General features: G+C 71.0%; 12 protein-coding genes. 4 read left to right on the forward strand and 8 right to left on the reverse strand.

Going from position 1 to position 12,712, the window contains the following annotated elements:
- The first annotated feature begins 167 nt into the window (after positions 1 to 167).
- The gene (locus ACH4S8_RS18105) at positions 168 to 1,400 is read left to right on the forward strand and encodes a serine hydrolase domain-containing protein (protein WP_398394956.1); all 1,233 of its coding nucleotides are present in this window, start codon (positions 168 to 170) and stop codon (positions 1,398 to 1,400) included.
- Between the two features lie 99 nt (positions 1,401 to 1,499).
- On the opposite strand, the gene ACH4S8_RS18110 is transcribed toward ACH4S8_RS18105, so the two are convergent.
- Positions 1,500 to 2,540 carry an NAD(P)-dependent alcohol dehydrogenase gene (locus ACH4S8_RS18110; protein ID WP_398394958.1) on the reverse strand — a complete coding sequence of 347 codons (1,041 nt, stop codon included), beginning with the start codon at positions 2,538 to 2,540 and terminating at the stop codon, positions 1,500 to 1,502.
- Between the two features lie 172 nt (positions 2,541 to 2,712).
- Here ACH4S8_RS18110 and ACH4S8_RS18115 point away from each other — a divergent pair, with 172 nt between their 5' ends.
- A complete protein-coding gene (locus tag ACH4S8_RS18115; RefSeq protein WP_398394960.1) occupies positions 2,713 to 3,627 on the forward strand; it encodes a helix-turn-helix domain-containing protein in 915 nt (304 codons plus the stop codon).
- 27 nt (positions 3,628 to 3,654) lie between these two features.
- Here ACH4S8_RS18115 and ACH4S8_RS18120 read toward each other — a convergent pair whose 3' ends face one another.
- The 5 genes from ACH4S8_RS18120 to ACH4S8_RS18140 all read right to left on the reverse strand — a co-directional run bounded on the left by ACH4S8_RS18120 (position 3,655) and on the right by ACH4S8_RS18140 (position 8,814).
- A complete protein-coding gene (locus tag ACH4S8_RS18120) occupies positions 3,655 to 4,425 on the reverse strand; it encodes a group II truncated hemoglobin (protein ID WP_398394962.1) in 771 nt (256 codons plus the stop codon).
- A gap of 122 nt (positions 4,426 to 4,547) precedes the next feature.
- Positions 4,548 to 5,231 carry an ABC transporter ATP-binding protein gene (locus tag ACH4S8_RS18125; RefSeq protein ID WP_398394964.1) on the reverse strand — a complete coding sequence of 228 codons (684 nt, stop codon included), beginning with the start codon at positions 5,229 to 5,231 and terminating at the stop codon, positions 4,548 to 4,550.
- Between the two features lie 33 nt (positions 5,232 to 5,264).
- Positions 5,265 to 6,722 (reverse strand): ABC transporter permease, encoded by a 1,458-nt coding sequence (locus ACH4S8_RS18130; protein WP_398394966.1) that lies wholly within the window; start codon positions 6,720 to 6,722, stop codon positions 5,265 to 5,267.
- 248 nt (positions 6,723 to 6,970) lie between these two features.
- Positions 6,971 to 8,227, reverse strand: coding sequence for an Ig-like domain-containing protein (locus tag ACH4S8_RS18135; protein WP_398394968.1), 1,257 nt, complete (start codon positions 8,225 to 8,227; stop codon positions 6,971 to 6,973).
- A 242-nt stretch (positions 8,228 to 8,469) separates the two neighbouring features.
- Positions 8,470 to 8,814: a hypothetical protein gene (locus ACH4S8_RS18140; RefSeq protein WP_398394970.1), complete on the reverse strand. Its 345-nt coding sequence runs from the start codon at positions 8,812 to 8,814 to the stop codon at positions 8,470 to 8,472.
- A gap of 110 nt (positions 8,815 to 8,924) precedes the next feature.
- On the opposite strand from ACH4S8_RS18140, the gene ACH4S8_RS18145 reads away from it, so the two are divergent.
- Both ACH4S8_RS18145 and ACH4S8_RS18150 read left to right on the forward strand, forming a co-directional pair.
- The gene (locus tag ACH4S8_RS18145) at positions 8,925 to 9,314 is read left to right on the forward strand and encodes a hypothetical protein (protein ID WP_398394972.1); all 390 of its coding nucleotides are present in this window, start codon (positions 8,925 to 8,927) and stop codon (positions 9,312 to 9,314) included.
- 38 nt (positions 9,315 to 9,352) lie between these two features.
- A complete protein-coding gene (locus tag ACH4S8_RS18150) occupies positions 9,353 to 10,105 on the forward strand; it encodes a DUF2625 family protein (RefSeq protein ID WP_398394974.1) in 753 nt (250 codons plus the stop codon).
- 188 nt (positions 10,106 to 10,293) lie between these two features.
- On the opposite strand, the gene ACH4S8_RS18155 is transcribed toward ACH4S8_RS18150, so the two are convergent.
- Together ACH4S8_RS18155 and ACH4S8_RS18160 are read right to left on the reverse strand one after the other, a co-directional pair.
- Positions 10,294 to 12,090, reverse strand: coding sequence for a DEAD/DEAH box helicase (locus ACH4S8_RS18155; RefSeq protein WP_398394976.1), 1,797 nt, complete (start codon positions 12,088 to 12,090; stop codon positions 10,294 to 10,296).
- 132 nt (positions 12,091 to 12,222) lie between these two features.
- Entirely contained in the window at positions 12,223 to 12,426 is a 204-nt protein-coding gene (locus tag ACH4S8_RS18160) for a cold-shock protein (protein ID WP_030362889.1), read from the reverse strand.
- Positions 12,427 to 12,712: the final 286 nt, after the last annotated feature.

Below are 12,712 nucleotides of genomic sequence, written 5' to 3' on the forward strand. Positions count from 1 at the left end.
GCCGTTCCGTGCCGCGTGGCTCCGTGGCTCCGATCGGGTGGACTTGCCGGAACGCTGATCGGACCGGAGCTCCTGCCAGGGGCGCGGATGGTGGTGTTGCCGTCTGTCCCGGCGTCCCGGTGTCCCCGTGGCCTGGGACCTGGACCTGATCTGGAAGAGGCGCCCCCATGAGACGTACCTCCTACCGCCGCCCGTTCGCCGCGGCGCTGCTCGCGGCATCCGTACTGGCCCCGATGACAGCGATCCCCGCCGGGGCCCTCCCCGCGGCAGGAACGGTCCGCGCCCACGCGACGGACACGGGCGGATACGGCGACGGCACCGAGGGCGGCGACGCGCACGACAGTCTGGACCCCGAGCTGAGCGCCCGGCTGGACAAGGCCGTCGCGGACGTCCGCCGGCAGGCGAACATCCCCGGTGTCGTCGTCGGGCTCTGGATGCCCGGCAAGGGGAACTACGTCCGCGCGACCGGCGTCGCGAACACCGCCACCCGCGAGCCGATGTCCGCCGACTCCTACGTCCGGATCGGCAGCGAGACCAAGACCTTCACCGTCACCGCGCTGCTCGAACTCGTGGACCGGCACCGGGTCCGGCTCGACGACCCGATCTCCCGCTACGTCCGCGGCGTCCCGAACGGCCGCGACATCACGCTGCGCCACCTCGCGGAGATGCGCAGCGGCCTCTTCCCGTACACCTCCGACCCGGACTTCCAGCACGACCTGCTGAGCGACCCGCAGCGGGTCTTCACCCCGCGGGAACTGCTCGCGTACGGCTTCGAGCACCGGAACACCTTCGCGCCCGGCACGCAGTTCCAGTACTCCAACACCAACCTCGTCCTGCTGGGCCTGGTCGTCGAGAAGGCCGGCGGTCGAAGGCTCCGCGACTTCGTCGACAGGAGGGTCCTGCGCCCCGCCCGTCTGCGCCACACGCTGTTCCCGAAGGGGAGTGAGTTCCCCGAGCCGCACCCGCGCGGCTACACCGACCAGACCCTGAGCGGCGCCGTCGAGGACGCCACCGACTGGAACCCCAGCTGGGCCTGGGCGGCCGGGGCGATGATCTCGAACCTGCGCGACCTGCGGCACTGGGCGAAGGTCGTCGCCACCGGCAGCCTGCTCAGCCCCGGGACCCAGGCGCAGCGCCTCAAGACGCTGCCGACCGGCTTCCCGGGAACGGCCTACGGCCTCGGCATCTTCAACGCGAGCGGATGGATCGGGCACAACGGTTCCCTGCCGGGATACGAGACCGTGACCGTCTATCTGCCCTCGAAGAAGGCCACCCTGGTCATCATGCTCAACACCGACATCACCTATCAGGGCCAGGAACCGTCCACGCTGGTCGCCCGGGCCGTCACCCGGATCGTCACCCCGGACAACGTCTACGCCGGGGCGGTCGTCGGACCCTGACGCACGGGCGCCGCCGCGGTCGTACGACCGCGGCGGCGCCCGCGTGCCCGCGTGTCACGGCGGTGGGACCGACCGGACCGCGCGGATCTTCCCGGCCGGTCAGATCGTGGCCGTGTCGATCACGAAGCGGTACCGGACGTCGCTCGCCAGCACCCGCTCGTACGCCTCGTTGATCTGGGACGCCTCGATCAGCTCGATCTCGGCGCCGAAGCCGTGCTCCGCACAGAAGTCCAGCATCTCCTGGGTCTCGCGGATGCCGCCGATGCCGGAGCCCGCGAGGGTCTTGCGGCCGCCGATCACCGAGAAGAGGTTGAGGCGGACCGGCTCCTCGGGTGCGCCCACGTTCACGAAGGCGCCGTCCGTGCGCAGCAGGGAGAGGTAGGCGTCCAGGTCCAGCGGGGCGGAGACGGTGGACAGGATCAGGTCGAACGTGCCGCGCAGCGCCTTGAAGGTCTCCGGGTCGCTGGTGGCGTGGTAGTGGTCGGCGCCCAGCTTCAGGCCGTCGTCCTTCTTGCGCAGCGACTGGGAGAGGACCGTGACCTCGGCGCCGAGCGCGTGCGCGATCTTGACGCCCATGTGGCCGAGACCGCCCATGCCGAGGACGGCGACCTTCTTGCCGGGGCCGGCGTTCCAGTGCTTGAGCGGGGAGTACGTGGTGATGCCGGCGCAGAGCAGCGGGGCGGCCACGTCGAGGGAGAGGCCGTCGGGGATGCGCAGGGTGTAGTTCTCGTCGACGACGATCTTCTCGGAGTAGCCGCCGTAGGTGGGCTCGCCGTCCTTGCCGACGGAGTTGTACGTGCCGACGCCGCCGCCGGTGCAGTACTGCTCCAGGCCGGCCCGGCAGTTGTCGCACTCGCGGCAGGAGTCGACCAGGCAGCCGACACCCACGCGGTCGCCGACCTTGAACTTGGTGACGCCGGAACCGACCTCGGCGACGATGCCGGCGATCTCGTGGCCCGGCACCATCGGGAAGGTGGCCTTCCCCCAGCCCTCGCGGGCCTGGTGGATGTCGGAGTGGCAGATGCCGGCGAACTTGATGTCGATCAGGACGTCGTGCTCCCTGACCGCGCGACGCTCGATGGTGGTGCGCTCCAGCGGAGCCTTGGCGGCGGGCGCGGCGTACGCAACGACAGTGGTCATGCCGGGGTTCTCCTCGGGAGGGGGTGGTCCGTGTCCGGCTGTCTCGCCGGGCACGGCGTCCAGCCTGCCCCATGCCCCGGGGTCCACCCAGACCACGGTTCTGCGTACGTTCGCTGGTCCTACCACTGGCGGGGTCAGGCTCGGCGGCGTACGACCCGTTGATACTGGAGGCATGGACGAACAGCCCTCCGCAGAACCGGCCGGTGAGGCGGCGCACCCGCTCGACCGGCGCGCCGAGCTGAGCGAGTTCCTGCGCAGCCGCCGTGCCCGGCTGAAGCCTGAGGACGTCGGGATGCCCGACTTCGGGCGGCACCGCCGGGTGCCCGGACTGCGCCGCGAGGAGCTGGCCCAGCTCGCCGGGGTGTCCGTCGCGTACTACACGCGCCTGGAGCAGGGGCACGGACGCAATGTGTCGGCGGAGGTGCTGGATGCCATCGCGCGGGCGCTGCGGCTGACGGATGCCGAGCACAACCACCTCACGCATCTCGCGAAGCCCAAGCAGCACAAGAAGAAGCAGGCGGCCCGGCCGCAGCAGGTGCGCGGCTCCCTGCGCCAACTGCTCGACACCCTCGACGGCGTCCCGGCGTACATCAGCGGACGGCGCTCCGACGTGCTGGTGTGGAACCGGATGGCGGCGGCGGTCTTCGGGGACTGGTCGGAGCTGCCGCCGCAGGAGCGGAACTGGGCGCGGATGGTCTTCCTGCGGCCCGAGTACCGGGACCTGTTCGTGGAGTGGGAGCAGAAGGCGATCGACATCGTCTGTCTGCTGCGCATGGACGCGGGCTGTCATCCGGACGATCCGCGGCTGGCCGCGCTGGTCGGGGAGCTGTCGGTGAAGAGCGAGGACTTCCGGCGGCTGTGGGCGACGCACGACGTGAAGGAGAAGAGCCACGGGGTGAAGCTGCTGCGGCATCCGCTGGTGGGCGACCTCGCACTGCAGTTCGAGTCGTTCCGGCTGATCGGCGACAGCGAGCTGGCGCTGGTCACGTATCACGCGGAGCCGGGGTCGAGCTCGGCCGAGGCGCTGCGGCTGCTGGCGTCCTGGGGCACGGACGCGACCCGCGCGGGCTCGTCCGCACCCCGGTGACCCGTACCTCCTGACCTGCGCCCCGGCTCAGGGCCGGTAGGGCGGGGCGGCTCCCCACGTCCACTTCGGTACGGGCTGCTCCGCCGGGGGTGTCGCGTCCGGGCCGGAGAAGTACACGGCGAGCCTCGTGCCCCACTCGGCGTACGCGAGGAAGGCGGAGCGGAACTCGGCGTCGGTGGGCAGTCCGGCGTCGTCGGCGGCGTCCTGGAGCAGATTGACCCAGCGGCGGCGCTGCGGCTCCGTGATGCCCTTGCCGAGGTGCTTGGCGACCATGTGGCCGTGGCCGCCCTGGGTCTCGGAGTACGCCGGCGGTCCGCCGAAGACCTCGCCGAGCCAGAGGGCGACATGGGCGGCGTGTTCGGGCGCGAGGTCCGCGAACAGCGGCGCGAGGAGGTCGTCCTTGAGGACCTTGTCGTAGAACGCCTCGGTGAGGCGGGCGAAGGCCTCGGCGCCGCCCGCCCAGGCGTAGAGCGTGGGTTCGGAGGCGCCCCGGCCGCGCACCGACGTGGGCTTGTAGTGGCGCATCTCCTCGATGCTGGAGATGTACGGGCGGATCTCGGCGAGGAAGTCCGGGAAGAGCTCGGAGGTGCGGAAGCCCTCGATGTGGTCCTCGGTCGAGGTCCAGGTGATCCTCAGGACGTAGTGCTCGAAGTCCTCCTCGCAGCGCGCGAGTTCGTAGTCGACGCACTGCGGGGCCGCGGCCAGCTGCACGGCGGCACGGGTGTAGGCGGCCAGGAACTCGGCCGACCGCTCCTCGGGGATGTGGTACCGGATGTATTCGACTGTCGAGACGGTCATGTCCCCACACAAACACGGAAGGGCCACCGGAGGCTCTGTTTCCGGTGGCCCTTTCGCTGCGGGCTCATTCCCGTGCCGTCACGCGGGCTCGCTGCCGCGCGCTCGCCGCGGGCACACGGCCGCTACGCTCCCGCGTTCTCCTTGACGGTGATCTTCCCCTTGCGGATCGTCGCGAGGCGCGGGGCCTTCTTCGCGATCGCGGAGTCGTGGGTGACCATGATGAAGGTCAGCCCGTGCTCCTTCCACATGGCTTCGAGTACGTCCATGATCTCGTCGCGCATGGACTCGTCGAGGTTGCCGGTGGGCTCGTCGGCGAGCAGCACCTTGGGCTGCTTGACCAGGGCGCGGGCGATCGCGACCCGCTGCTGCTGACCGCCCGACAGCTCGGCGGGCAGGTGCCCGAGGCGCTCGGCGAGCCCCACGGACTCCAGGGCCGCGGCGGCCCGCTCACGCCGTTCCTTCGCCTTGACCCGCAGCGGTACGAGCGCGGTCTCGACGTTCTCCTGGGCGGTGAGCGTGGGGATCAGGTTGAAGCTCTGGAAGACGAAGCCGATGTTCTCGCTGCGCACCCGGGTGAGCTTCGCCTCGGACAGCTTGGCCATGTCGGTGCCGTCGAGCTCGACGCTGCCCGCGGTGGGACGGTCGAGCCCGCCGAGCATCTGGAGCAGGGTGGACTTGCCGCCGCCGGTGGGGCCCTGGATGACGAGCCGGTCGCCGTCGCCGATCGTCAGGTCGATCCCATCGAGCGCGTTGATCGATTCCTTGCCCCGCATGTAGCGCTTGGTGACGCCTCTGAGTTCGTACATGGTGCTACTCCTGGGATACGTGAGGGGCGGGGCTTATTCGACGCGGCGCAGGGCGTCGGCGGGGCGCAGCCGGGAGGCGCGCCAGCCGCCGAAGGCACCGGCGATCAGACCGCCGGCCACGGCCAGGGCGACCGCGAGGACGATGGTGTTGACGCTGACGGGCGCGGTGAGCGCGACGTCGAGGGCCTTGGAGGCGCTCTGCCGTGCCGGGCCGCCGAAGCCGCCGCCCCCGAAGCCGCCGCCTCCGCCGCGGCCCGCACTCGCCACCTCCGCCTGGAGGTTGGGGCTGATCTCGGTGACGACGTAGGCGCCCGCGAGGCCGAGGGCGATGCCGAGGACGCCGCCGACCAGGCCGTTGACGATGGCCTCGCCGACCACCTGACGGGTCACCCGGCTCGACTTCCAGCCCAGCGCCTTGAGGGTGCCGAACTCGCGCACGCGGCGGGAGACGGCGGAGGAGGTGAGCAGACCGGCGACCAGGAACGCGGCCACGAGCACCGCGATCGACAGCCACTTGCCCACGTTCGAGGCGAGGTTGGAGGCGGTGGACAGGGAGCCGGAGACAGTGCTCGCGAGGTCCGCGGAGGTGGTGACCGTCGTGCCCGAGATGTTCTTCTGGATGGTGCTCTTGACGCTGGAGATCTGCTGCGAGTCCGAGGCCTTGACGTAGATCGTCGTGACCTTGTTCTTGGAGCTGCTGAGCGTCTGCGCCTGCTGGAGCGGGATGTACAGGTTGGCCGCCGCGTCGCCGCTGTCGGGCGTCGCGATGCCGATGATCTTGTATTTGACGCTCTTGATGGTGACGGTGCCACCGAGCTTGAGCTTCTTCTCCTTGGCGTACGACTTGTCCGCGACGACGACCTTGGCGTTCGTCTCGGAGGTCTTGAACGTACGACCGCTGGTGATCTTCGACGAGGTCAGCGGGCCCAGGGCCGGCTTGGTGACGTCGGTGCCGTAGACCGTGTAGTTGTTGACGTCGAAGTTGGCGCCGCCGCCCTCGACGCGGCCCTGCGGGGTCTGCTGGCCGGCGCCGGGACGCTGCCGGCTGCCGCTGCTGCTGCTCGGGTCCTGCTTGAACTGGCCACGCGTGAACTGGCCGTTGATCCGGATGACCGTGAGGCTCAGGCCGCCGACGGAGTCCGCGACGCCCTTCTGGGAGTCGACCTTGGAGACGGTCGAGGAGGCCAGGGTCTGGAAGCCCTGGACCATGACGCGGTCACTGCTCTGGTCCTTGTCGGAACCGCTGTCCTTCGCGTCGAAGTTGAAGCGCGGGCGGTCGCTGGTGCCGGCGGCCGCGGCGGCCTTGGTGACCGTCATGTCGGTCCCGAGCCCGTACAGCGACTGCAGGACCTTGCCCTGGGCCTTCTCCATGCCCGAGGACACGGAACTGACCACGATGACCAGGGCGATGCCCAGGGCGAGCCCGGAGGCGACGACGAGGGCCGCCTTTCTGCGGCGGCGCAGTTCGCGCCTCAGGTAGGTGAAGAACATGTGCCGCAAGCTAGTTACGGCGCGTGATGAAGGAATAAGGCCTAAATAAGAGAACCATGAGAAGGCTGTGGCCGGGCCCAGAGACCCTTGGGAGCGGCCGGTGCGACGGCGTCCCGCGGGCCGGTGCGGCGGCGGGCCCCGCGGGACGACACCGGTACGACAGGGACCCCCGGGACACGCCGATGCGGCGGCGGCCCGTGGGGGCCACCGCCGCATCGGTGTTCGTTCGTGCCTCGGTCCCGGCCGCCTCAGACGGCCGAACCGGCCTTCCAGGCCGCCCAGTCCAGGTTCCAGCCGTTGAGGCCGTTGTCCGGGGCGATCGTCTTGTCGCCGGTGTTCTTGACGACCACGACGTCACCGATCAGCGAGTGGGTGAAGAACCACGCGGCGGGGGTGTTGGGGTCGCCGGCACCCTTCGTGTCGGACAGGCCGACACAGCCGTGGCTGGTGTTGACGGAACCGAAGATGGACTTCGCGCCCCAGTAGTTGCCGTGGATGAAGGTGCCGGAGTTCGACAGGCGCATCGCGTGCGGCACGTCCTTGATGTCGTACTCGCCCTTGCCGTCGTCGTTCGTGAAGCCGACCGTCGAACCGTCCATCCGGGTCTCCTTGAACTTCTCGGAGATCACCATCTGACCCTGGTACGTGGTGTGGTCCGGAGCGCCCGCGGAGACGGGGATGGTCTTGACGACCTTGCCGTCCTGGGTGACCTGCATCGTCTTGGTCCTGGCGTCGACGACGGAGACCTGGTTGCGGCCGATCTTGAAGGTGACCGTCTTCTGCTGCACGCCGTAGACACCGCTCGCGCCCTGGACCCCGTCGAGGTTCAGCTTGAGGGTGACGGTGGAGCCGCCGGTCCAGTACTTCTCGGGCCGGAAGTCCAGGCGGTTGGCGTTGAACCAGTGGCCGACGACCTCCTGGCCGCTGCTGGAGGAGACGGTGATCCCCTTCTGCACCGCGGCCTTGTCGGTGATCGCCTTGTCGAAGTTGATCGAGACCGGCATGCCGACGCCGACGGTGGAACCGTCCTCGGGCGTGAAGTTGCCGATGAAGCTGTTGGCCGGGGAGACCGTGGTGAACGACGCGTTCTCGTGGGCCGTGCGGCCGTCGGAGTCGGCGGCCTCGGCGGCGATCTTGTACGTGGTGGCGCGCTCCAGCCGGTTCAGGGGCTTCCAGCTCTTCTTGTCCGCCGATATCTGACCGGCGACGGCGGTGCCGGACGCGGTCTTCATCGTGACGGACGTGAGCGAGCCCTTGCTGACCGTGACGGCGGTGCCGTTGTTGATCGAGGCGTTGTTCGAGCCGTCCTTGGGCGTGATCTTGATCTGGGCCTCGGACGTCTTCTTGGCCGCCGCCTCGTCGACCTTGGCCTGCGACGTGGGGTCCCCACCGTCCGATGCGCCGGCCTTGTCCCCGCCGCCCCCGCTGCACGCAGAGAGCACCAGCACCCCGCCGAGCAGTGCGGACGCCGCCACCAGACGCCTGCGCCGCTTACCGATCGTCATCACACGCTTCTCCATCGTCGCCGATTCCCGAAAAGGACCACGGGAGTCCCGTAACTACTGTCAACGCCGCAACCGGTTCGCCCCGTTCCACTTCACGCGGAAGTGTGGCCCATGCCACGCACCATGTCCGGACACACGGACCGGAACGGCGCGAAGGGGAGTGCGGAGGCGGCCCGTGCCGGGCCGGGGGCGAGGAGCCCCGGACGGCGGTCACCGGCCGGGGTCATGCCTCCCGGACCATGTCAGCCGCGCACGTCTTCCTCGTCGTCCTCGTCGGCATCATCCTCGTCGATGTCCCAATCCGGCGAATCGGGATCGTACTCAACGGGCTCGCTGCTCCAGGAGGCCTGCGCGAGTTCGACCCCGGGCACCTCGCTGACCAGGTCGAACGGGTCGACGAGATAGGCGAGGGCCTCCGCCGTGTCTTCCGTCACTGCGCCCTCGGCGTGGGCTCTTTCATCGGCCGGCATGTCCGCGTCGTCGCCGATCCGGGCCAGCGCGGCCCGGGTGACGGCATCGGGATCGTCGATCTCCAGCACGAGTTCGACCCGAAGCCGGACAAACCGTGAAGTCTCAGGGGTGCTCATGGGAGGGAGCGTACGGCCCGCCGGATGCGCGACTTTCCCACGACCCGCGCCTTTCATTAGCATCGCCCCACACTGCCAATTCGCAAGCGCCACAAGGGGATCGATATTTCGTGTCCGCCGCACGTCGATCGTTGCTGACCGCCACCGCAGCGGGGACCCTTCTGGGTGCCCTGTGGTTCGTCCCGTCCGCCAACGCGACCCAGGACGTACCCGCGCCGGGCACGACGGCGCCGGCGTCCGCACCGACCGTCACCGCGGCGACACGGATGTCCGCCGGATCGGGCGACAGCGGACCGCGCGCACTAGCCGACGACAACGGACCGCGCACGCTCTCCGGCGGCGACGGACCGCGCGCGGTCTCCGGCGGCGACGGAACCCGGCTCGCCGACACCGGCGCCGTGGACACCACGCCGTACCTCGTCGGCGGCACGCTCTTCCTCGCTCTGGGCGCCGGATTCGTGACGTATTCCGTGCGCCGGGAACGCATGATCGCCTACTGAGCGCACCGACCGCACGCCCGACAACTCCCAGGGAAGCCATGCGAGAGCTGAGCGAGCTGACCGACGTCGAGGAACCGGCCTGGCCACTGCTGTCCAAGGCGCTCGCCGCCAGCGGGGTGTCCATGGAGGTCCCTCCGGCGGACCCCGGCCTGGGCCGCGCGAGCCTGCACCAGCTCCAGGTCACCGCACGGTCCTGGCTGGGCGGCATGGTGCTCAACTGCGGCGGTGTGGTGCTGGACAGCGGATGGCTGCGGATCTACGGCAGTCCGGCCGAGGACCTGCCGACGGGACTGCCGGACGGCACCACGGACCTGCCCTCGCTGGCCGAGGTCAACGCGTTCCCCGAGCACTTCGATCCCGACTGGCGCCCGCGGGACGGCGGGCTCGTCGTCGGCCACGACGTGCTCGGCGGGGTGTTCGTCCTCAACGGCGCCGACCCGAAGGCCGCGGGGCGTCCCGGCCGTCCCGGCGAGGTCGTGTACTTCGCGCCGGACTCGCTGAAGTGGGAGGCGCTCGAAGTCGGCCACGGGGCATGGCTCCAGTGGCTCCTCACCGAGGGCACGGACACGTTCTACGACACGCTGCGCTGGCCCGGCTGGCGGGCCGAGTCCGGCGCCCTGACGGGCACGCAGGGGCTGTCCGTGGTGCCGTTCCTGTGGTCGGCGCAGGCGCGGCGCGATCTCCAGTCGACCAGCCGCCGCGCGGTGCCGCTGGCCGAACTGCTCGGCCTGCACCGGGACTTCGCCCTGAAACTGGACGGGGTGGACCCGGGTTTCCTCGGTGACGTCTGAACCCTCGCGCCACGCGGCCCGGTTCGCGGGTGCCGTACGGCGCCCGCGGGCACCCCACGGCACCGGAAACGGCCGGGACGTGACCTCCCGGCGGCGCGGGACGCGGGCCGTTCACACCGCGGCCCCGCACCCCGGAGACGATGGCCCGGGGTCACGGGGCCGCGGCGAAGCCGAACGGAACGGTCCGGTCAGGCGGCCCTGCGGCCGCCGCCGCCCTGGCCGCCGCTCTGGCCACCGCGCTGCGGAGCACGCCCGCGGCCGCCGGAGCGACCCGCGCCCGCGCCACCACCGGCGTCCGTGCGACGGCCCGCGCCGCCACCGGCCTCGCCACGACGGCCCGTGGCCGCACTTCCCGCGTCCGCACGACGGCCGGCGGTCGCGCCACCGGCGTCACCGCGACGGCCCGTGGCCGCTGCCCCGGTGCCGGTGCGGCGACCGGTCGCCGCACCGCCCGCCGTGCTGCCGCCCGTGCCCGGACGTCCGCCGCGCTGGCGGCGGCCCTGGCCGTCCGCCCCGGAGCCCGTGCGTCCGGCCGTGTCGCCGCCGACGGCCGCCGGGCGCCTGGCCCCGCCCCCGGTGGCACGCCGCGTCCTGGTCCGCGCCTTCGGCGCTTCGACGACCGGCTGCGGGACCTCTATGACGACCGGGACGCCGGAGGGCTCACGCGCGCCGGTGAGACGGGCGAGTTCCTCGTCGCTGGACTTCACGCGGGCGGTGCGCGGCGTGATGCCGGCGTCCGCCATCAGCCGGGTCATCTCACGCTTCTGCTCGGGGAGCACCAGGGTGACGACGCTGCCGGACTCCCCGGCGCGGGCGGTGCGGCCGCCGCGGTGCAGGTAGTCCTTGTGGTCGGTCGGCGGGTCGACGTTGACCACGAGGTCGAGGTCGTCGATGTGGATGCCCCGGGCCGCCACGTTGGTGGCCACGAGCGCGGTGACCTGACCGTTCTTGAACTGGTCGAGGGTGCGGTTGCGCTGCGGCTGGCTGCGCCCGCCGTGCAGGGCGGAGGCCCGGACACCGCTGGCGAGCAGCCGCTTGGTGAAGCGGTCGGCACCGCGCTTGGTGTCGACGAAGAGGATCACCCGGCCGTCGCGGGCGGCGATCCGCAGCGCGACCGCCTTCTTGTCGGTCTCGTCGGCGACGTGCAGCACGTGGTGCTCCATGGTCGTCACGGCGCCCGCGGACGGGTCGACGGAGTGCACCACGGGGTCGGTGAGGAACATCTTGACGAGCCGGTCGATGTTCTTGTCGAGCGTGGCCGAGAAGAGCAGCCGCTGGCCGCCCGGCTCGACCTGCTTGAGCAGCGCGGTGACCTGGGGCATGAAGCCCATGTCGGCCATCTGGTCGGCCTCGTCCAGCACGGTGATCGCGACCTGGCCGAGGGCGCAGTCGCCCCGCTCGATGAGGTCCTTGAGGCGCCCCGGGGTGGCCACGAGCACCTCGACACCGCGGCGCAGCGTGCCGGCCTGGCGGCCGATCGACATCCCGCCGACGGCGGTGGCGACGCGCAGGTTGACGGCGGTGGCGTACGGCGTCAGCGCGTCGTCGACCTGCTGGGCGAGTTCGCGGGTGGGGACGAGGACGAGCGCGAGCGGGCTGCGCGGCTCGGCGCGGCGGCCCGCGGTACGGGCGAGGAGCGCGAGCCCGAAGGCGAGCGTCTTGCCGGAGCCGGTGCGTCCGCGGCCGAGCACGTCGCGCCCGGCGAGGGAGTTGGGCAGGGTGGCGCCCTGGATCGGGAAGGGCTCGGTGACGCCCTGGGCCGCGAGGGTCTTCGTCAGGGCGGCCGGCATGTCCAGCGCGTCGAAGGAGTCGACCGCGGGCAGCGCCGGTGTGATCGTCTCGGGCAGGGAGAACTCCTGCGGAGGCGCGACCTTGCGGGCGCCGGCGCGGCCGGCTCCCCGGCCCGCGCTCTTCGCGGAGCCGCCGGTGCGGTCGGCGCGTGCGCTCGCCGGCCGCTTACGGACGGGACGTTCGGATCGAGTCATGCTGGATCTGGTTTCCTTCCTGGGCCCACGGACTGCACACACAGCGCTCACCGACTGCATGAGCTGTCACAGCGCTGAGCCGGGACCCGCACCCGAAGGCGCGGGACCCGGCTCTGGAAAAGCGCGCTCGAACTAGGCGGGAACGATGTTCTCCGCCTGCAGGCCCTTCTGGCCCTGCGTGACCTCGAAGGAGACCTTCTGGCCCTCGAGGAGCTCACGGAAACCGGAGCTGGCGATGTTCGAGTAGTGGGCGAAGACGTCGGGGCCGCCGCCGTCCTGCTCGATGAAGCCGAAGCCCTTTTCCGAGTTGAACCACTTCACGGTGCCAGTAGCCATGTTGTTCTCCTGAACAGGTAGTTGGGCCCCCATCCGGAGATGCACCGGGTAATGCCGGAGATGCCGGTAAAACAAAACGCGCCTGCGGAGGATTCCGATCAGGCGCACAAAGTAAATGGGTACCAAAAACGTATCAATGAGACAGTAGCACACCCTGATACCAGGGGGCGAGGCGAGGCGTGGGGGGGGGGGCCCCCCCCCCCCCCCCCCCCCCCGCCCCCCCCCCCCCGGCGGGGGGGGCGGGCCCCCCCCCCCCCCCCCCCCCCCCCCCCCCCCCCCCCCCCGC

The sequence above is a fragment of the Streptomyces sp. NPDC021080 genome (assembly GCF_044333225.1).
Classification (GTDB): domain Bacteria; phylum Actinomycetota; class Actinomycetes; order Streptomycetales; family Streptomycetaceae; genus Streptomyces.